Annotated in this window: 17 protein-coding genes (1 of these 17 only partly in view); 8 read left to right on the top strand and 9 right to left on the bottom strand. The window is 64.0% G+C overall.

What is annotated here, in order from left to right; all coding sequences use genetic code 11:
- Nucleotides 1-14 precede the first annotated feature (14 nt).
- The 6 genes from GWG67_RS19555 to GWG67_RS19530 all read right to left on the bottom strand — a co-directional run bounded on the left by GWG67_RS19555 (nucleotide 15) and on the right by GWG67_RS19530 (nucleotide 6,756).
- On the bottom strand, nucleotides 15-1,262 hold the full coding sequence (locus tag GWG67_RS19555; protein WP_275170966.1) for an acyl-CoA dehydrogenase: 1,248 nt from the start codon (nucleotides 1,260-1,262) through the stop codon (nucleotides 15-17).
- Between the two features lie 14 nt (nucleotides 1,263-1,276).
- Nucleotides 1,277-2,404: an acyl-CoA dehydrogenase family protein gene (locus tag GWG67_RS19550; RefSeq protein ID WP_275170965.1), complete on the bottom strand. Its 1,128-nt coding sequence runs from the start codon at nucleotides 2,402-2,404 to the stop codon at nucleotides 1,277-1,279.
- A gap of 27 nt (nucleotides 2,405-2,431) precedes the next feature.
- Entirely contained in the window at nucleotides 2,432-4,303 is a 1,872-nt protein-coding gene (locus GWG67_RS19545) for an AMP-binding protein (protein WP_275170964.1), read from the bottom strand.
- A 43-nt stretch (nucleotides 4,304-4,346) separates the two neighbouring features.
- A complete protein-coding gene (locus GWG67_RS19540) occupies nucleotides 4,347-5,153 on the bottom strand; it encodes an enoyl-CoA hydratase/isomerase family protein (protein WP_275170963.1) in 807 nt (268 codons plus the stop codon).
- A 187-nt stretch (nucleotides 5,154-5,340) separates the two neighbouring features.
- Nucleotides 5,341-6,099, bottom strand: coding sequence for an SDR family NAD(P)-dependent oxidoreductase (locus tag GWG67_RS19535; protein ID WP_106940975.1), 759 nt, complete (start codon nucleotides 6,097-6,099; stop codon nucleotides 5,341-5,343).
- 54 nt (nucleotides 6,100-6,153) lie between these two features.
- Nucleotides 6,154-6,756, bottom strand: a complete 603-nt coding sequence (locus GWG67_RS19530) for a TetR family transcriptional regulator (RefSeq protein WP_018453285.1) — start codon at nucleotides 6,754-6,756, stop codon at nucleotides 6,154-6,156.
- A 209-nt stretch (nucleotides 6,757-6,965) separates the two neighbouring features.
- Here GWG67_RS19530 and GWG67_RS19525 point away from each other — a divergent pair, with 209 nt between their 5' ends.
- Together GWG67_RS19525 and GWG67_RS19520 are read left to right on the top strand one after the other, a co-directional pair.
- Nucleotides 6,966-8,138, top strand: coding sequence for an acetyl-CoA C-acetyltransferase (locus tag GWG67_RS19525; RefSeq protein WP_275170962.1), 1,173 nt, complete (start codon nucleotides 6,966-6,968; stop codon nucleotides 8,136-8,138).
- Between the two features lie 187 nt (nucleotides 8,139-8,325).
- Entirely contained in the window at nucleotides 8,326-9,870 is a 1,545-nt protein-coding gene (locus GWG67_RS19520; RefSeq protein WP_275170961.1) for an acyl-CoA synthetase, read from the top strand.
- Between the two features lie 13 nt (nucleotides 9,871-9,883).
- Here the strand turns inward: GWG67_RS19520 and GWG67_RS19515 are convergent, their stop codons facing one another.
- The gene (locus GWG67_RS19515) at nucleotides 9,884-10,426 is read right to left on the bottom strand and encodes a methylated-DNA--[protein]-cysteine S-methyltransferase (protein ID WP_275170960.1); all 543 of its coding nucleotides are present in this window, start codon (nucleotides 10,424-10,426) and stop codon (nucleotides 9,884-9,886) included.
- 139 nt (nucleotides 10,427-10,565) lie between these two features.
- Here GWG67_RS19515 and GWG67_RS19510 point away from each other — a divergent pair, with 139 nt between their 5' ends.
- The 5 genes from GWG67_RS19510 to GWG67_RS19490 all read left to right on the top strand — a co-directional run bounded on the left by GWG67_RS19510 (nucleotide 10,566) and on the right by GWG67_RS19490 (nucleotide 15,483).
- Nucleotides 10,566-11,384, top strand: coding sequence for an alpha/beta fold hydrolase (locus GWG67_RS19510; RefSeq protein WP_275170959.1), 819 nt, complete (start codon nucleotides 10,566-10,568; stop codon nucleotides 11,382-11,384).
- Between the two features lie 2 nt (nucleotides 11,385-11,386).
- Nucleotides 11,387-12,199 carry an alpha/beta fold hydrolase gene (locus tag GWG67_RS19505; RefSeq protein WP_275170958.1) on the top strand — a complete coding sequence of 271 codons (813 nt, stop codon included), beginning with the start codon at nucleotides 11,387-11,389 and terminating at the stop codon, nucleotides 12,197-12,199.
- Nucleotides 12,200-12,388: 189 nt separating this feature from the next.
- Nucleotides 12,389-13,066 (top strand): GntR family transcriptional regulator, encoded by a 678-nt coding sequence (locus GWG67_RS19500; protein WP_275170957.1) that lies wholly within the window; start codon nucleotides 12,389-12,391, stop codon nucleotides 13,064-13,066.
- A gap of 137 nt (nucleotides 13,067-13,203) precedes the next feature.
- Nucleotides 13,204-14,004 (top strand): phytanoyl-CoA dioxygenase family protein, encoded by an 801-nt coding sequence (locus GWG67_RS19495; RefSeq protein ID WP_275170956.1) that lies wholly within the window; start codon nucleotides 13,204-13,206, stop codon nucleotides 14,002-14,004.
- A gap of 165 nt (nucleotides 14,005-14,169) precedes the next feature.
- Entirely contained in the window at nucleotides 14,170-15,483 is a 1,314-nt protein-coding gene (locus GWG67_RS19490; RefSeq protein WP_275170955.1) for an NAD(P)H-dependent oxidoreductase, read from the top strand.
- Between the two features lie 746 nt (nucleotides 15,484-16,229).
- On the opposite strand, the gene GWG67_RS19485 is transcribed toward GWG67_RS19490, so the two are convergent.
- A complete protein-coding gene (locus GWG67_RS19485) occupies nucleotides 16,230-17,315 on the bottom strand; it encodes an SDR family oxidoreductase (RefSeq protein WP_275170954.1) in 1,086 nt (361 codons plus the stop codon).
- 302 nt (nucleotides 17,316-17,617) lie between these two features.
- Here GWG67_RS19485 and GWG67_RS19480 point away from each other — a divergent pair, with 302 nt between their 5' ends.
- Complete coding sequence (locus GWG67_RS19480; RefSeq protein WP_275170953.1) at nucleotides 17,618-18,706, top strand: TRAP transporter substrate-binding protein; 1,089 nt, start codon at nucleotides 17,618-17,620, stop codon at nucleotides 18,704-18,706.
- A 244-nt stretch (nucleotides 18,707-18,950) separates the two neighbouring features.
- Here GWG67_RS19480 and GWG67_RS19475 read toward each other — a convergent pair whose 3' ends face one another.
- Nucleotides 18,951-19,263, bottom strand: partial view of a hypothetical protein gene (locus GWG67_RS19475; protein WP_275170952.1) — the 3' portion only. It continues 278 nt past the right edge of the window; 313 of the gene's 591 nt are visible here — the last part of the coding sequence; the start codon falls outside the window, past its right edge; it ends in the stop codon at nucleotides 18,951-18,953.

The following is a 19,263-nucleotide window of genomic DNA, read 5'->3' as shown; positions in this document are numbered from 1 at the left end:
CGTCCGGGACACGATCAGCCTCTTCCCTTCGTCGGGATCTTGTTGAACGGCACGTCTTTGTCGACCCGGATGTCGCCGGGCAGGCCCAAGACCCGCTCGGCGATGATGTTGCGCATGATCTCGTCGGTGCCACCTTCAACACGCGTGCCCGGCGCCCGCAGCAGCATCGCCTGGAAGCGGCCGGCGAGTTCGGAATCCTCGGGACCGCTGATCACACCTGCGGCGCCTTGCAGATCCAGCGCATAGGTCGCGACATCCTGGATCATGGAGCCCGCGACCAGCTTGCCGATGGAATTTTCCGGTCCCGGCCGCTCGCCCTTCGACAGCGCGGAGATCGCACGCATGCTGGTGTATTTCAGTCCACTCGCCTTCACCGCCCAGTTCGCCAGCTTCGAGCGCACCGCGCGGTCCTCGATTGCCGGGCCATCGTCCAGCATCAGGCTCGAGCAATATTCGAACAGCTCAGGGAAGCCGGTCGAGACGGCCGCCCCGATCGCGCTGCGCTCGTTCATCAGCGTGGTCAGCGAGACGTTCCAGCCGTCACCGACCTCGCCGAGGCGCTGATGATCTGGAATGCGGACGTTGGTGAAATAGACCTCGTTGAAGTCGGAAGCGCCGCTGGCCTGCTTGATCGGCCGCACCTCGACGCCAGGGCTCTTCATGTCCAGGAAGAACATGGTAAGGCCCTTGTGCTTGGGCACGGTCGGATCGGTGCGGGTGAGCAAAATGCCGTAATCGGAATAGTGCGCGCCCGACGTCCAGATCTTCTGGCCGTTAATCACCCAGTCATCACCATCCTTCTCGGCGCGCGTGCGCAGGCCCGCGACGTCGGAGCCGCCGGCGGGCTCGGAGAACAGCTGGCACCAGACCTTTTCGCCGGAGGCGAGTGGCGGCAGATAGGCGCGCTTATGCTCCTCGCGCGCGAACGCCATCATGGTCGGCCCGCACATGCCGTGGCCGATGATGAACATGCGGGATAGCTGGCCAAACGGCCCCTCTTCCTGCTGCCAGATCACACGCTCGATCGGCGACGAACCGCGGCCACCATACTCCTTCGGCCAATGCAGGCAGGCCCATCCGGCATCGGCCTTCTTCTTTTGCCAGGCCTTTGCCACTTCCAGAATGTTGGCGTTCTTCAACTGCGTGCGGCCGAGCGAGGACTTGCGAAGCTCTTCCTCATACTGCTTCGGTGCACTGGCCGCGATCCAGGCGCGAGCAGTGGCGCGAAATTCAGCTTCCTGCGGGGTATCGTCGAAGTTCATGACGTTGCCTTTGCCTACGCCGCATTCTTCTTACGCATGCGGTCGATCAATTGGTCTTCCCAATAGGACAGGCTGCCGAGCCCGAGCGCCATGGCGTTGGCGCGGCGGTAGTACATGTGGCAGTCGAACTCCCAGGTGAAACCCATGCCGCCGTGAACCTGAATGTTGTTCTTGGCGCAGTGCTGGAACGCCTGCGTCGCGCTGATGCGGGCCGCGGCGGCGGCTTCCGGCAGCTCCGCGGCGTTGGTCGAGAGCGCCCAAGCGCCGTAATAGCTGTTGGAACGCGCCAGCGTCGCCGACACGTACATGTCCGCCAGCATGTGCTTGACGGCCTGGAACGAGCCGATCTGTCGGCCGAAGGCGATGCGGTCGAGCGCGTAGTCGCGGCCCATCTCCAGCGCGCGGTCGGAGCCGCCCACCTGCTCGAACGCGCAGAGCACCGCGGCGCGATCAAGCACTTGAGTCAAGATGCTCCAGCCTTCGCCGGCGGCGCCCAGCAGTTCGGCCTTGCAATCCCTGAAAGTGATCTCGGCCTGTCCGCGGGTCGGATCGAGATTGGTCAGGCTTTTCACCTCCACGCCGCCGTCCTTGAGATCAACGATGAACAAGGAGATGTCGCCGTCGCGTCCGCTCGATCCCGTGCGTGCCGCGACCAACGCGAAGTCGGCGATCGCGCCATCGGCGACCGGCTTCTTGACACCGTTGAGCACGCCATTGGCAGCCGTGAGCTTGATGGTCTTCGGCGACGGATTGCCCTTGTCCTCGAACAGCGCCAGCGTGCCGATCGCCTCGCCCGAGGCAATCGCCGGCAACCATTTCTTCTTCTGCGCCTCATTGCCCGCGATCAGCAGCGCTTCAGCAGCGAGATACACCGTGGAGGAAAACGGCACCGGCGCGTTCGCCCGGCCCATCTCTTCAGCGATCACGCAAAGCTCGAGATGACCGGCGCCGGCGCCACCAAAATCCTCGGGAATAGCGACACCGAGAAAACCCATCTCGGCGAGGCCCTTCCAGAGTTCCTTGTCGTATGGCGCCTTGCCGTCGAGGACTGCGCGTACAGCTTTGGGCGAGCATTTCTCGGTGAGGAATTTGCGCGCCTGATCGCGGAGCTGCTTCTGGTCGTCGGAAAAATCGAAGTTCATGGCGCGTATCCGTGTTGATGATGTCGATTACTTGAGAACGATGACGTCCTGGTCAGGCTTGTCGGCATAAAGCCGCTCGACCAGCGGGGCACGGCGCTCGAGGCCGGCGCGCTGGTTGATGTAGCCCTTGTCGGTGAGCTCGTTGCCGTCGATCGAGGGCGGCTCGGCCATCAGCATGGCACGCGCGATGATGCGGCTGCTGGCGCCTTCGCACTCCTTGTTGTGAGCCTCCAGCCCGCGCCTGAAGCAGGCGATCACCTCGGGATGCTTCACTGCATCCTCGAAGCTGAGATCTGCCTTGCCGACAAGTTGGCGGCAGGCATGCAGGTTCGGCCAGGCCAGCAGGCCGATGAAGGCGCGATCCTGCCCCGCGACCAGCGCATCATGCACGACGGGCGTCGCGGCCGCGATGGCATCGGTGCGCAGCGAGCCGACGTGGACGAAGGTGCCGGTGGTCAGCTTGAAATCTTCCACCACGCGCCCGGCAAAGATGATGCCTTTCACCGGATCGGTGTCGTCGACGAAGACGCCGGCGTCACCGATGCAATAAAAACCTTCCTCGTCGAACATCTTCTTCGTCAGATCAGGCTGGCCGAAATAGCCAGGCGTGACGTTGACGCCACGCAGGCGCAACTCGTATTTCGAGCCGCACGGCACCATCTTCAACTCGACGCCGGGGAACGGCAGGCCGATGAGGCCGACGCGCTCGGTGTCCCAATAGGTGCCGGTCGAGGTCGGCGCGGTCTCGGTCGAGCCCCAGCCGGTGTAGAACACGATGCGCTCGCCGGTGGTCTTCACGGCGAGAGCCTGCATGCGGTCGTAGAGATCATCCGGCAGCCGCGCGCCGCCATAGGCCATGATCGAGAGGTTCTTGAAGAAGGAACGGCACAGCGCGTCGTCCTTCTCCATGGCGGCGGCGAGCGCGGCATAGCCGGCGGGCACGTTGGCGTAGTAGGTCGGCGAGATCTCGCGCAGATTGCGCAGCGTCTCATCGAATTGGCCCGGCATCGGCCGGCCGTCATCGATATAGAGTGTGCCGCCATCGACCAGAATCGGGTGGAACGCCGCGTTGCCGCCCATAGTGTGGTTCCAGGGCATCCAGTCCAGCATGGTCGAGATCGGACCGCTGGGATCGCGCGGCCGCACCTGCATCATCATCGCCGCATTGGCGCACATCATCGCTTGCGTGTTGATGACGGCCTTGGGCATGCCGGTCGAGCCTGACGTGAACAGCAGCTTGCCGACGGTCTCAGGCGTGATCTTCGCGATCGACGCTTCGACATCGGCAGTCACGGCCGTCGCCGCGAGCTCGGCAAAGCTGACGCTCGCGATACCCTCGCATGGCCGCAAGACGTGAACGACGGTGACGCCTGTGAGATCGAGCGCTTTCAGCGCCTTCTCGAAGGCCGGGCCGTCCTGCACCATCACCACGCCCGGCTTAATCAGGTCGAACAGATATTTCAGCTTGACGTGATCATGGCTCATCAAGGAGTAGGCCGGCGAGACAGGCGCGGCCGGGACGCGCGCCTGCATCGCCGCCTGCGTCATCAGCGCGTGCTCGATCGAATTGCCGGAGAGGATCGTGACCGGGCGGCCGTCGAGCGCGAGATTGAGCAGGCCTTGCGTCAACGCATCCACGGTGCGCTTGGCCTCCCCATAGGACACCTTACGCCATTCGCGGTTAGGGCCGTCGCGCTGGGCAAGCCAGATCCGCTCGGGCGCTTCCTTCGCCCATTTTGCCAGCGAAGCCGGGATATGCTTCTCGTAGGTCTGCAGCGGGATGCGCGACTTCAGCACCACCGTGCCGTCGTCGCGGTGCTCGACATCGATGTCGCGCGCAAGCCACTTGACCTTGCGAAAGGCGGGCTTCGTCATCACCGCCGCCGCGCTTCCACTCATTTTGCGTCTCCCGGAATTTCTCGTCCTTTACGGATCTTCATTGTCAGCGTCTGATATAGACAGGCTTTCGCTTCTCAAGGAAGGCCCTGATGCCTTCCGAAAATTCCTCGGAGCGGCTGCACAGGACCTGGTTGCGATCCTCCATCGCGATCACGGCTTCCAGCGATCCGGCATCGACGCTCATGTTGAGACATTCCTTGGACAGGCGCAGACCCACGGGCGACGCCGTGATGAGCGCGTCGACATAGGGTTCGGCGGCGGCGTCGAGCTTGTCTTCGTCAACGACCTCGGAGACCAGCCCGACCGCGAGTGCGCGTTCGGCGCCGATGAAGCGTCCCGTGAGGATCAGCTCCGAGGCAACGGAGACACCGACCAGGCGTGGCAGGAAATAGCTGGTGCCGATGTCGCAGCCGCCAAGGCCGAGCTTGATGAAGGCGCAGTTCATCCGCGCCGATCTCGCCGCGATGCGGATATCGGAGGCGAGCGCCAGTGCAAAGCCGCCGCCGGCCGCCGCGCCCTGTACCAGCGCGAGGATCGGCTGCGGACAGCGCCGCATCAGCATCACGATGTCGGCGATGCGCCGCTGCGAATCCAGCGACTCGGTGACGTCAGGCGGCTCCTGCTGCCCGGCACGGCGCGCCATCGCGGCCTTGAGGTCGAGGCCCGCACAGAAGTTCTTGCCGGCGCCCTTCAGCACCACGACGCGCGTGTCGCGGTTGCGCTGAAGGCCCTGGAAATAGACGTTGAGCGCGTCGATCAGCGCAGGATCGAGCGCGTTGAGGTGTTCGGGACGATTGAGCATCACGGTGTCGACGCCGTCATTGTGCTCGATCAGCAGCGGTTGGGACATGAGGCGCCTCGTGCTTGCCGCCGTTCGCGGTGCCGATTGCTGCGCCCTCTCCCCTTGTGGGAGAGGGCATGTACGCTGCGAACCCGGAATTCGCTTGGGTGAGGGGTCTGTCTCCGCGGATAGAGACCCCTCATCCGGCGCGCTACGCGCGCCACCTTCTCCCACAAGGGGAGAAGGAAAAAGAGTCCTACCGCGGCGCCATGCGGATCGCGCCGTCGAGGCGAATGGTCTCGCCATTGAGCATCGGGTTCTCGACGATGTGCACGGCCAACGAGCCGTATTCATTGGCGTCGCCGAGACGCGCGGGATGCGGCACCTGAGCCCCTAAGCTCTTGCGGGCCTCTTCGTTCAAGCCCATCAGCAGCGGCGTCAGGAACAGGCCGGGCGCGATGGTGTTGACGCGGATCTTCTGGCTCGCGAGGTCGCGCGCGGCCGGCAGCGTGAGACCGACGACGCCACCCTTCGACGCCGCATAAGCGATCTGGCCGATCTGGCCTTCGTAAGCCGCGACCGACGCCGTGTTGACAATGACGCCACGTTCTTCACCGACCGGCTCGATCGTAACGAGGCGCTCGGCGAACAGACGCAGGCAGTTGAAGGTGCCGATCAAATTGACGTTGATGATGCGCGCGAACTTTTCGAGCGGGTAGACGCCGTCGCGGCCGACGATGCGCTGCGAGCCGCCGATGCCGGCGCAGTTCATTAGCACGCGCGCGACGCCGTGCGCGGCCTCCGCCTTGGCGATCGCCGCCTTGATCTGCTCCTCGTTGGTGACGTCGGCGTGAAGCGCGATGCCCTTCACTTCGGCGGCAACCTTCTCGGCGTTTTCCTTGCTCTGGTCGATCACGCCGATCTTGGCGCCCTTGGCGGCCATGGCGCGGGCGGTCGCGGCGCCAAGGCCCGACCCGCCGCCGGTGATGAGAACGGCTACGTCTTTCAACTGCATCGCTTGTACCTTTCCTTGGGCGTTTCTTCTCTAGACTTCTGCGTTCTGGCCGGATCATCCGGCCGCGGCAGCTTCCTCGATATTCGTGAGGATGCCGCCGCAGATCAGCGTTTCCATGTGCTTGATGTATTGCCGGCAGACGTCGTCGGTGACCGGGCCGACGCCGGTCGCGCGTGACATCGCGTGCCGGCCGAAGAACAGATGATCGCAGGCGCCGATCAGGCTGGTGTAGAACAGCACCGGATCGGTAGCGCGGAATTCGCCCTGACTGACGCCTTCGGCGAGCAGGCGGCGATGGAAATCCAGCAGCGGTGCGACGAAGAATTTCGAGACTTCGTCCGCAGAGCCGGCGACGCTCTCGTGCAGCAGATAGTGGATCAGCCGGTTCATGTAGGGAAACCGGTGATAGGCGCGGATGATACCGCCGATATGCAGCTTCAGCTTCGCGGTCGGCGTGATCGGCTGCGCCAGCAGATATTCGAGATTGGACAGTTCCGTTCCCGCGTCGCGCTCGAGCAGCGCCAACAGCAGGCCGTCCTTGTTGCCGAAGTGATATTTGACCAGCGCGGCGTTGGCGCCAGACTTCTGGGCGATGTCGCTCAGCGAAATCTCGATCGAGGAGCGTTCGATCATCAGCTCGCTCGCGGCCACGAGCAATTTCTCTGCCGTGGAATTCTTTCCGCTGGGGAGCCTGTTCGGTACGCTGGTAGTCACGGAGATCCCTGATTTTGGCGCGAGAGCGGCCGCAGATAAGCCCAAGCAGCGCCTCCCCACAAGAGTTAATTGATCAATTGACTAACCAACCACTCACCCCTTAAATCCGCCCCGACAACCAACCGTTCAAAATAATCCAGGGAGAAACCGACATGGCCGAGGCTTACATCGTCGCCGCTGCGCGTACCGCCGGTGGGCGCAAGGGGGGTCGCCTCGCCGGATGGCATCCGGCAGATCTCGCCGCGAAGGTCCTGAACGAGCTGGTCGATCGCACCAAAGTCGATCCCGCGCTGGTCGAGGATGTGATCATGGGTTGCGTCATGCAGGTCGGCGAGCAGTCCAACAACGTCGCGCGCAACGCGATCATGGCCTCGAAGCTGCCGGAGAGCGTGCCGGGCACCTCGATCGACCGCCAGTGCGGCTCCTCGCAGCAGGCGCTGCACTTCGCAGCCCAGGCCGTGATGTCCGGCGCGATGGACGTGGTGATCGCCGCCGGCGTGGAATCGATGACGCGCGTGCCGATGGGCCTGTCGTCGCAGCTTCCGGCCAAGAACGGCTTTGGCAATTACAAGAGCCCGGGTATCGAGCAGCGTTATCCGAACATCGTGTTCAGCCAGTTCACCGGTGCCGAGATGATGGCCGAGAAGTACGGCCTCTCCAAGGACGAGCTCGACCAGTACTCCTACAACAGCCATCAGCGCGCGATCGCGGCGACGCAGGCCGGCCACTTCAAAAAGGAGATCGTGCCGCTCGAGATCACCCGCGCCGACGGCTCCAAGGACACCCACCACATCGACGAGGGTATCCGCTTCGACGCCACGCTCGACGGCATCAAGGGCGTCAAGCTGATCGCCGAGAACGGCAAGCTTTCCGCGGCCAGCGCCAGCCAGATCTGCGACGGCGCCTCCGGCGTGATGGTGGTGAACGAGCGTGGCCTCAAGCAGCTTGGCGTGAAGCCGCTGGCGCGCGTCCACCACATGACCATGATGGGGGGCGACCCCGTGATCATGCTCGATGCACCGCTGCACGCCACCAAGCGCGCACTGGAGAAGGCAGGCATGACGATCGACGACATCGACCTGTTCGAAGTCAACGAGGCCTTTGCCTCGGTGCCGACGGGGTGGCTGAAGACCACCGGCGCCGATCCGGAGCGTCTCAACGTCAATGGCGGCGCCATCGCGCTCGGCCATCCGCTCGGCGGCTCCGGCACCAAGCTGATGACGACGCTGGTGCATGCCCTGCATCAGCGCGGCAAGCGCTACGGCCTTCAGACCATGTGCGAAGGTGGTGGCATGGCCAACGTGACGATCGTGGAGCGGCTGTAAGCTGCTGCGTCGCTAATGGTGTCGTCCCGGCGAAGGCCGGGACCCATAACCACACGAGCCTGTGGTTAAGCTGCGCAGGGGCGACATCGCGTTCAACAGTTTGGATCGGTGGCTATCGATCCCGGCCCCCCGTGCGCAATTGCGCACTAGGCCGGGATGACACCGTTTACGTTGCGAGATCTCGGCGATGACTCACCCCTCCATCCACGCCCGCGCCACACCCGACAAGATCGCCTATCAGATGGCCGGGACCGGCAAGGCGATCACCTATCGCGAGCTCGACGAGCTCTCGAACCAGGGCGCGCACCTGTTCCGCTCGCTGGGGCTGAAAGCCGGCGACCACATCGCGTTGCTGATGGAGAACCGTCTCGCCTTCATGGAAATCTGCTGGGCCGCGCAACGCAGCGGGCTCTATTACACCGCGATCAGCCGCTATCTGAAGCAGGACGAGATCGACTACATCATCGCCGATTGTGGCGCCAAGGTCGTGATCACGACGCCGAAATGCGCCGACCAGATCAGGGCCCTGATCAGGGGTGCAGCCGGCGAGCCGGTCTTCTACATGATGGACGAGCCGCAGGCCGGCTTCCGCTCCTACGACAAAGAAGCCGCCGCGCAGCCGACAACGCCGATCGCCGACGAGGTCGCCGGCTATGACATGCTGTATTCGTCGGGCACCACCGGCCGGCCCAAGGGCATCAAAAAGGCGTTCGAGGGCAAGCCGATCGACGAGCCGAACGCGTTTCTGCGCGTGCTCTGCGCCAACATGTGCGGCATGAACGCGGAGACGACTTATCTCTCGCCGGCGCCGCTCTATCACGCGGCTCCCTTGCGCTTCAACATGATGGCGGTCGTGCTCGGCGGCACCTCCATCATCATGGAGCACTTTGACGCTGAAGATTTCCTGAGGCTGGTCGAAAAATACAGGGTGACGCAGTCACAACTCGTGCCGACCATGTTCGTGCGCATGCTGAAGCTGCCGGACGAAGTCCGTAACCGCTACGACGTCTCGACGCTGAAGGGCGCGATCCACGCTGCCGCACCTTGCCCGGTCGAGGTCAAGGCCAAGATGATCGGATGGTGGGGGTCGATCCTGATCGAGTATTACGCGGGCTCCGAAGGCAACGGCGTCACCGTCTGCAACTCGAAAGAATGGCTGGAGCACCGCGGCAGCGTCGGCCGCGCCGTGGTCGGCAAAATCAAGATTCTGGACGAGAACGACGAGGAGCAGCCGATAGGCGAGATTGGCACGGTCTATTTCGCCGATGCGCCGGTTTTCACCTATCACAACGATCCCGAGAAGACGAAGAAGGCCTACAACGCAAAAGGCTGGTCGACGCTCGGCGACGTCGGATATCTCGACAGTGACGGCTTTCTCTTTCTCACCGACCGCAAGTCCTACATGATCATCTCCGGCGGCGTGAACATCTACCCGCAGGAGACCGAGGACGTGCTCATCACCCACCCGGAGGTCGCCGACGTCGCCGTGTTCGGCGTGCCGAACGAGGAGATGGGCGAAGAGGTCAAGGCGGTGGTGCAGCCGCACGATCCCAAGCGCGCCGGCAGGGAGCTGGAGGCCGACCTGATCGCCTACTGCAAGAGCCGCCTCTCGACGATCAAATGCCCGCGCTCGATCGATTTCGAAGCCGAGTTGCCGCGCACGCCGACCGGCAAGCTGGTGAAGCGGCATCTGCGCGACAAATATTGGCCGAAGGCGGCAGCGAAAATCTAGCCGCCGCATCGCCTCAATCGAATAAGCTCGGCGTGTGGTTCACCAGCGCGCCTTCGATCTCCAGCATCTTCAGCTTCGTCACCACGCCGCCATTCGCGGAGAAGCCGCCGGGCTTGTTGCCGGCCGCCAGCACGCGATGGCAGGGCACGACGATCGGGCACGGATTGCGGCCGAGCGCCTGGCCGACGTCGCGCGACAGCTCGACACCGCCGAGTTGCTTGGCGATGTCGCCATAGGTGACGGTCTTGCCCGGCGGAATAGTGCGGGCGATCTCGTAGACGCCGCGGTTGAAATCGGGCACGCCATCGAGATCGAGCGGGATATCGGTGAGGTCATCCGGCTCGCCCGCGAGCAGTTTTGTAATGCGGTCGATCGCCTGCTGCACTTCGGCGGTCGGCTCGGCTTCGCTGGCGTCGGCATGGCGCTGGCTGATGCGGGTGCGGATCTTCTGCTCACCGCCCATCGGCAGTTGCGTGCCGTTGATGCCGCGCGGACCCCAGGCAATGGCGCACAGGCCGATCTTGCTATCGAACAGGGCAAAATGCTGGTCAGTCATGGCTTGGTCCCTGGCTTGCGTTCCCTCGCATGCCCCCAATGTGAACTGAGCCCAAATCTAGGCTTGGAAATAGTTGCGATCCACCCGGTTTCCGGGAATCTTGCACAGGAGTTCCGCCTCTCCTTTTCGCGAGCCCAGAATGCAAAGCCTCCATGTAAACGGATACGACATGCCCTATTTCGACGTGGGCGAAGACCGGGGCCGGCCGCCGCTGGTCTGCGTTCATGGGTCGCTCAACGACTTCCGTGTCTGGGGCTGCGTGCTCGGACCGCTGTCCCAGCGGCACCGGCTGATCTGCGTCAGCCTGCGGCACTTCTTCCCGGCGCAATGGGATGGCGTCGGCGACACCTATTCGATCGCCCAGCATGTCGACGACGTCATCGCCTTCATCGACAATCTCGACCTCGGCCCGGTCGATTTGATGGGCCATTCCCGCGGCGGCCACATCTGCTTCCGCGTGGCGCAGCGGCGGCCGGAGCTGCTTCGGCGGCTGGTGCTGGCCGAGCCTGGCGGCGAGCTCGATTCGAGCCTCGATCCCGACTATGCCGGCGGTCCCTCGCCGCTGCTGGCGCGGTTCACGGCCTCGGCGGAGAAGATCGCGACCGGCGACGTCGACGGCGGCCTTGCCGTCTTCGTCGACACGCTTGAAGGCGCCGGCACCTGGCCGCGGCTGCCGGCGCTGGTGAAGCAGAACCTGCGTGACAACGCCTTCACGCTGATCGGCCAGGTCCGCGACAACCGCCCGCCGTTCTCGAAGGCGGACGCGGAGTCCATCAAGATGCCGACGCTGTTCATCCTCGGTGCACGCACCAAGGGCCTGCTGCCGAAAGTACTGCATGCGCTCGCACCGCATGTGCCGTATTCCAGGACGGCCGTCATCCCGAACGCAACGCACCCGATGTTCGAGCAGGCGCCGCAGAAATACTCTGAAGTGGTGCTGGATTTTCTGGCGGGCTGATCATGCAGACATTTCGCGTCAACGGTTGCGACATGGCCTATCTCGAAGTGGGACGAGGCCCGCCGCTGGTCTGCGTGCACGGCACGCTCGGCGATTTCCGCACTTGGTATTCAGTGCTCGGCCCCCTGTCGAAATCGCATCGCGTGATCTCGGTCAGCCTGCGGCATTTCTTTCCCGAGCACTGGGATGCCGTCGGCGACGACTACAAGATGGCCCAGCACGTCGCCGACGTGATCGCTTTCATCGAGCAGGTCGAACCCGCGCCGGTCGATTTGATGGGCCACTCGCGCGGCGGCCACGTCGCGTTTCGCGTGGCGCAGTCGCGGCCGGATCTGTTGCGCAAACTGGTGCTGGCAGAGCCCGGCGGCGATCTCGATGCCAGCCTGCCGGTGCCTGCAGGCACGCCCGCGCATCCGCCGCTGGCGGCGCGCACGGCGCGCTCGGTCGAGATGATCCGCGCCGGCGACATCGAGGGCGCGCTGCAGAACTTCTACGAAGGCATCGAAGGCGACGGCTCGTGGCGGCGCGTGCCGGCGGCGGCGAAGCAGCAATTGCGCGACAACGCGATCACCTTCCTCGGCCAGATCAACGAGCAGCGCAGGCCCTACACGCTCGCGGATGCGCACGCGATCAGGACCCCGACGCTGCTGATCGGCGGCGGCGCGACGACGGGGAGCCTGTCGGTGATGTGGCGTGTGCTGGCCGAGCACATCGCTGGGGCTACGACGGCCGTGATCCCCAATGCCGGCCACTGGATGTTCGAGCAGGCGCCGCTGGAGTTCGGCGAGGTGGTGAGCGCGTTTCTCGCGGACTGAGAGGCCTCTCGCTCTTTTTCCTCAAAAACAACCCCATGCACAGTAGCCGACCCCAGCAATATCAATGGCTTGGCCGAGCGCAAAACGAGGTCGGACACCCCGTTGGTCGCGCTTGACGCCTTTATCTTCTCAGCGTATCTTCGAATAGGGAATTCCGTATTCCCTGTCATGGTTCTCGGAGCTGCCGGCGTGATCCCTCTCGACCCGCTTCCGAACTTGATCGACCAGGTCTATGCGCGGATCCTGGAGGCGATCTCCGACCGCACGCTGCAGCCCGGCCAGCGCATCCGGCAGAACGAGCTAGCCGACAGGCTCGGCGTGTCGCGCCAGCCGGTGTCGCATGCGCTGCACCTGTTGCACCGGCAGGGGCTGGTCGCCGAGAGCGGCCGACGCGGCTTTGAAGTCACCCAGCTCGATCCCGCACGCATCCGCCAGCTCTACGAGGTGCGCGGCGCCATCGACGCCTTGGCGGCACGGCTCGCGGCAGAGCGCGCTGCAAGCGATGCGGCGGGCCGCGCGCGGCTGGAGACGGCGCTCGCCGCCGGGCGCGGGATCGATGGCAAGACCACGCTCGCCGAGCTGATCGCGCTCGACGTCGAGTTTCATCGCGCGATCTATCGGCTCGCCGGCAATCCCGTGATCGAGGAGACGATTACACCGCAATGGCCGCATATGCGTCGCTCGATGGCGACGGTGCTGTCCGAACTCGATTATCGCGGCAGCGCCTGGGCCGAGCATGCCGACATTGCCGGACACATTTTCGCAGGCGATGCGAAGGCGGCCGAACGTGCGGCGCTTGCGCATGCGCAGACGGCGGGACGGATGACCGAGGAGAGATTGAGGGCGACGGAAGAGGCGGCGGCGTAGGTCACGATCTCCGTCGCAGTCATGGCCGGGCTTGACCCGGCCATCCACGACTTTGTTCGACGCTGGAAGAACGTGGATGCCCGGGACAAGCCCGGGCATGACGAGGGAGAAAAAACGACAAAACAGGAGGACGACCCATGAAACTGTCCCAGGAGCAATTGGAGTTCTTCCACCGCGAGGGCTGGCTGTTCCTGCCCGAATTGTTCAGCCAGGAGGAGGTCGATCTCCTCGCGCGCGAGGCGGTCGGCATCTATGACGCGAACCGGCCGGAAGTCTGGCGCGAGAAGAGCGGCGCGCCGCGCACCGCCTTTGCCGCGCATCTCTACAACGAGGCGTTCGGCATTCTAGGTGCGCATCCGCGCATGATCGACCCGGTCGAGCAGCTGTTCGGCGAGCCGGTCTACATGCACCAGTTCAAGATCAACGCAAAATCCGCCTTCACCGGCGACGTCTGGCAATGGCACCAGGACTACGGCACCTGGAAGCGCGACGACGGCATGCCCGAGCCGCGCGCGATGAACATCGCGATCTTCCTCGACGAGGTGATGCCGATCAACGGCCCGCTGATGCTGGTGCCGCAGAGCCAGAATGCCGGCGACCTCAAGGCCTCGCACGACCTTGCGACGACCTCCTATCCGCTGTGGACGCTGGACGAGGAGACCGTAACGCGGCTGGTCAAGCAGGGCGGCATCGTGGCGCCGACCGGCAAGCCCGGCGGCATGCTAATGTTCCACGGCAATCTGGTGCATGGCTCGGCCGGCAACATCACGCCCTACCCGCGCAAGATCGTGTACCTGACGCTGAACGCGGTCTCGAACTACATCCGCACCCCGACGCGGCCGGAGTACATCGCGCATCGCGACTTCGCGCCGATCAAGACGGTGGCGGACGACGCGCTGGTGCGGCTCGCCCGTGCGCCGCGGCAGGCCGCGGAGTAAGCGTAGTCGTGCAAACATCTCAGGCGTCATGCCCGGGCTTGTCCCGGGCATCCACGTCTTGACACGATCGCCAGCAGTAAGACGTGGATGGCCGGGTCAAGCCCGGCCATGACGAACTGATAGAGACACGCGCCTCACGAATTTCTGTATCACCGGACCATCCCCATGAATCTCTTCCGCCTCCTCCAGGCCCGCGCTGCCGCCGGCAAGCCGGTCCGCGTCGCGCTGATCGGCGCGGGCAAATTCGGTTCGATGTTCCTGGCGCAGGTGCCGCACACGCCGGGGCTGGAGGTGCCCATCATCGTCGACATCGATCGCGACCGCGCGCGCGAGGCCTGCCGAACGGTCGGATGGGACGCGGCGCGGATCGCCGCCACTGTTTTCACGGATGACGGCGCGCGCGCCATTGCCGGCGGCGCGATGGACGTGGTGGTGGAGGCGACCGGCAATCCGGCCGTCGGCATCAAGCATGCGCGCGCGGCGATCGCGGCCGGCAAGCATATCGTCATGGTCAATGTCGAGGCCGACGTGCTCGCCGGTCCGCTGCTCGCCGAGGAAGCCCGCAAGGCCGGCGTGGTCTATTCGCTCGCCTATGGCGACCAGCCGGCGCTGACCGCGGAGATGGTGGATTGGGCCCGCGCCACCGGTTTTCACGTCGTTGCCGCCGGCAAAGGGACAAAATATCTGCCGGCCTATCACGACGTGACGCCGGATGGCGTCTGGCAGCATTACGGGTTGACCGCGGGCGAGGCGCAATCGGCCGGGATGAATCCGCAGATGTTCAACTCCTTCCTCGACGGCACCAAATCGGCGATCGAGATGGCGGCGATTGCGAACGCCTGCGGACTGGAGGTGCCTGCGGAGGGCCTGCTGTTTCCACCCTGCGGCGTCGACGACCTCCCGCATATCATGCGACCGCGCAGCAGAGGCGGTGTGCTGGAGCGGTCGGGCATCGTGGAAGTGGTCTCCTCGCTCGAGCGCGACGGAAGGCCGGTGTTTCGCGATCTGCGCTGGGGCGTGTACGTCGTGCTGGAGGCGCCGAACGACTACGCCGCCGACTGCTTCAGGCAATACGGCCTGAAGACCGACGGCAGCGGGCGCTTCGCGGCGATGTACAAGCCCTACCATCTGATCGGCCTCGAGCTGAACATCTCGGTGCTGTCGGCCGCGCTGCGGGGCGAGCCGACCGGGCAGCCCCACGGCTTCCGTGGCGACGTCGCCGCCGTGGCAAAACGCAACCTGCGCACCGGCGAGATGCTGGACGGCGAAGGCGGCTACACGGTGTGGGGCAAGCTGGTGCCGGCGGCCGCGAGCCTCAAGGCCGGCGCGCTGCCGATCGGTCTTGCGCATCGTCTGAAGCTGAAGCACGACGTCGCCCATGGCGAGATCGTGCGCTGGAGCGACATCGAGTTCGACGCAGGCAACGAGACGATCAGGACGCGGAAGGCAATGGAAGCGGCTTTCGCAAGCGCAGAGTAGGCCGAGCACCCATAAATCGAGATTCATTGGTGCGGCTTGAGCGATGTCCGTTGGCCGACGCTTTGCGGACTCAAGCTGAACATTGTCTCAGGAAGCTACGGGCCCAATAGCCGACGTTGGCTAGAACTGCCGGCCAGCTAAACCCTATTGCCTGTTTCCCTGCTCAACAAAATCGCCCCACTCCTCACTGAGGACCGCGCGATAGATTCCGGGAGGAAGCACTTGCTCCAGCACTTCCCCTTTCGAGGAGGCGTTTGGATCTAAGAACAACCCGAACAAGGGCACGCACGCCGTCATGGCGTAGCGCGCGGCGTCGTCGGGTGTCCGGACCCGCGCCGCTTGAGCATCAGGTGCGTGCGACCGAACACAAGCTCGGAAGCGAGAAACGGACGGCTGCTCTCCATGACGCGTCTGAGCGGATAGCTGAAACGGTAGTGTCAGAAGCGAGATCAAAATCGCTGTCTTCAATGGATGCTCCAAGAGACATTGAAACGGGATCACGTTGAACCTCGCTATTGAGACCGAATATGTGCCGCCAACTCTGCAATGGGTCACAAGCTGCGGTCGAGGCAAGTTCATGTGGCGACCGCTTTTATCATGGACAGCGGACACAAGGGCGGCTGAGGCGCCCTTCGGCTTAGGCCATAGCTGCGACGATATCAGATTCCAGCACAATGCCGCTGGCGTTTCCACCGCTGATCGTTCTCGGGCAGCAACCGTCCGGACATATCGGCTTTGGTTATGCCTCAAGGCAGCAGCCGCTCTTGCTTCGCCTGCCTGAACCACTTCCGGAACATGTCCTCGGTGTCCATCATCTCGGTGAAACCGGCGCGGTTGATCTTCACGGTCGAGACGATCGAGGGCGGACCGGATTCGGTCTGGCCGTAGCGCAGGCTGTAATCGGCATATTGGAACGAGAGGCCGACGAATTCGGCCAGCGCGGGCGATATGAGGTCGTGCTTGTGCCGCAGCGCATCCCAGGGGCCGACCCAGGATGGAAACGCCCTGGCGAGCGACAGCGGGACCGGCTTGCCCGGCTTCATCTCGAGAGCATCGGCGACCGCAGGCCAGATGTTCTCCCAGGTGAAGACGTCGCCATTGGTCACGTTGAAGGCCTCGTTGCGTGCGGCCTCGGCCTCGCCCGACCAGGCGATGGCGCGCGCGAGGAGATCGACATCGACGGCCTGCGCGACGCGCGCGGCGCCGCCGGGATAGTCGAGCGGCCTGCCCTGCTCGCGCAGCATCGCGGCATAGACGCCAAGCGGCGGAATCAGATCCATGGCGCCGCCCATGGCGAGGCCCACGATCAGCACCGGCCGCAGGATGCTCCAATGCCAGCTCTTGCCGGCTTGGAGGCCGCGCAAGAAGTTTTCCTGCGCCCAGTAGAAGTTGGGCTGCTCGTACATTTCGGAGCGGCCTTCGCGGGCGGGCACGGTCAAGGGGCGAACGTGGACGCCATAGGCTTTGGTGCCCTGCAGCAGGGCGACATGCCTGAGGTCGGGCGCCACGGGCTCGAGTGCACCCATCAGATTGCGCAGCATCAGGTCGTTGGTCTTGATCTGCTGCGGGTCACGCCAGCCGTCGACGAGCTGCGGCGCCTCGTAGAGCGCCGCGTAGATCAGATGCGTGGCGCCGCTCAATTCCGAGGCGGCACGCCGGCAATCCGCTGCGCTGGTCAGGTCGATCGGGACATGGCGAGCGCCGTAGAGATCGCGCGGCTTCCGCCGGGACAGGGCAATGACATCGCACCCGCCCGACTTGCCGAAGTGTCGCAACGCGGCATTGCCGACGAGACCGCTCGCTCCGGCAACCACGACCTTTTTGCCTGTCATTCGCAACCCTCCTGGTTTTTGCGTGAGTGAATAGCAGATCGTTGACAGGCACGACTTGCGTCACGCCGGCGTTCGCACCTGCGAGGCGCCCATGAGACTTGAGACGTGGGACTTGATTCCGGCGAAGCGCCCGGTCATCCTCGCCCGCGGAACCGCAACGATCGGAATTCCATCTACGAGTGCCCTCAAGGGCCGTTCGGAAACGCCACAACGTCTCAACAGAAAACGTCGAGCGTCGACGAAGACAAGACGACACCAAGATCGTTCCCTGGTCGAAGCATCGACTTAACGGAGGGAAGCGCATGGAACGTCGTAAATTCCTGACGGCAGGCGGATTGGGCCTGGCCGCAAGTGCTGTCGCTGCGCCGGCGATCGCGCAGTCGATGCCCGAGATCAAATGGCGATATGCCGCGAGCTGGCCGAAGGCGCTCGATACGCTCTACGGCGGCTGCGAGTATTTCGCCAAGCGCGTCGCCGAGATCACCGACAATCGTTTCCAGATCCAGCCATTCGCCGCGGGCGAGATCGTGCCGGGCCTGCAGGTGCTCGATGCCGTCGCGAATGGCACGGTCGAGATGGGCAACACCGCGTTGTATTATTATTGGGGCAAGAACCCCGCTTTCACGTTCGGCACGTCGCTGCCGTTCGGCTTGAACACGCGCCAGCACATTTCGTGGCTGCAGTGGGGCGGCGGCCAGGACCTGATCAATGGTCTGCTGAAGGAATACAACACCATCGGCATTCCGACCGGGTCGACCGGCGCGCAGATGGGTGGCTGGTTCCGGAAGGAGATCAAGTCGATCGACGATCTCAAGGGCCTAAAATTCCGGGTCGGCGGCTTTGCCGGCACGATCATCGCCAAGGTCGGCGGCGTGCCGCAGCAGATCGCAGCGGGCGACATCTATCCCGCGCTGGAGAAGGGCACGCTCGATGCCGCCGAATGGGTCGGGCCCTATGACGACGAGAAGCTCGGCTTCGTGAAGGTGGCGAAGTACTATTACTATCCCGGTTGGTGGGAAGGCACCGGCCAGGGTCACAACATCATCAATCTCGACAAGTGGAACACGCTGCCGAAGCACTATCAGGCCGCGGTCGATGCCGCGTCGCGCGATACCTTCACCTGGGTGACCGGCAAATACGACTACGTCAATCCGCCGGCGCTGAAGCGTCTGCTGGTAGCCGGTGCGATCCTCAAGCCGTTCCCGCAGGAAGTGTTGGAAAGCTGCTATGGCGCCGCCAACGAGATCTACGCCGATCTCGCCAAGACCAACCCGCATTTCGGCAAGATGTATGCGAGCCTGACGGCTTTCCGCAGCGAATCGCTAGCCTGGATGCAGGTCGCCGAGCTGAGCTTCGACAGCTTCATGATGCGGATGCGGACGCGGACGTGAGGCGCTGAGCGACGCGTGACGTCAGAAACGACGAAAAGCCCCGGAGATGCCTCCGGGGCTTTTTGTTGGGGCAGTGATGATGGGGTTAAGCGAAAGTTCGCGTCACCAAAGATGTCATCGCCCGGCTTGACCGGGCGATCCAGTATCGAGAGGCCCGCGTGATGGAGCTTGCTCTCATCGCATCCGCTGCGGCGTACTGGATGCCCCGGTCAAGCCGGGGCATGACAGTGGTGAGAGGAGAGGTTCAATTCTCATCGTCACCCAGCGCCGCGACCAGCTTGTCGTAGTACTTGCCGACGAGGTCGATGTTGGCCTTGTTCTCGATCTCCGGCGCCGGCGTCTTCAGCGCTTCGTTGAGCTCGTCGAGCGCTTCCTTCTTGTCCTTGGCCGGCATCTTCTTGTCGGCCTGGACCTGCGCGATCTGCGCCTTGATCACGGCTTCGGTGCCGACATATTTCTTGGTCGCGGGATCAAAGCCGCCGAGCACGAGGCTGATATTGTCGACGACGTTGTTGTAATCATCGTAGCTGGCAAAGCCGTTCTTCTTGGCGACGGCC

It is taken from the genome of Bradyrhizobium sp. CSS354 (assembly GCF_029051725.1).
In the GTDB taxonomy this organism is placed as follows: domain Bacteria; phylum Pseudomonadota; class Alphaproteobacteria; order Rhizobiales; family Xanthobacteraceae; genus Bradyrhizobium.
The sequence above is the reverse complement of the archived record's forward strand: the minus strand, read 5'-3'. Positions and strand labels throughout refer to the sequence as shown.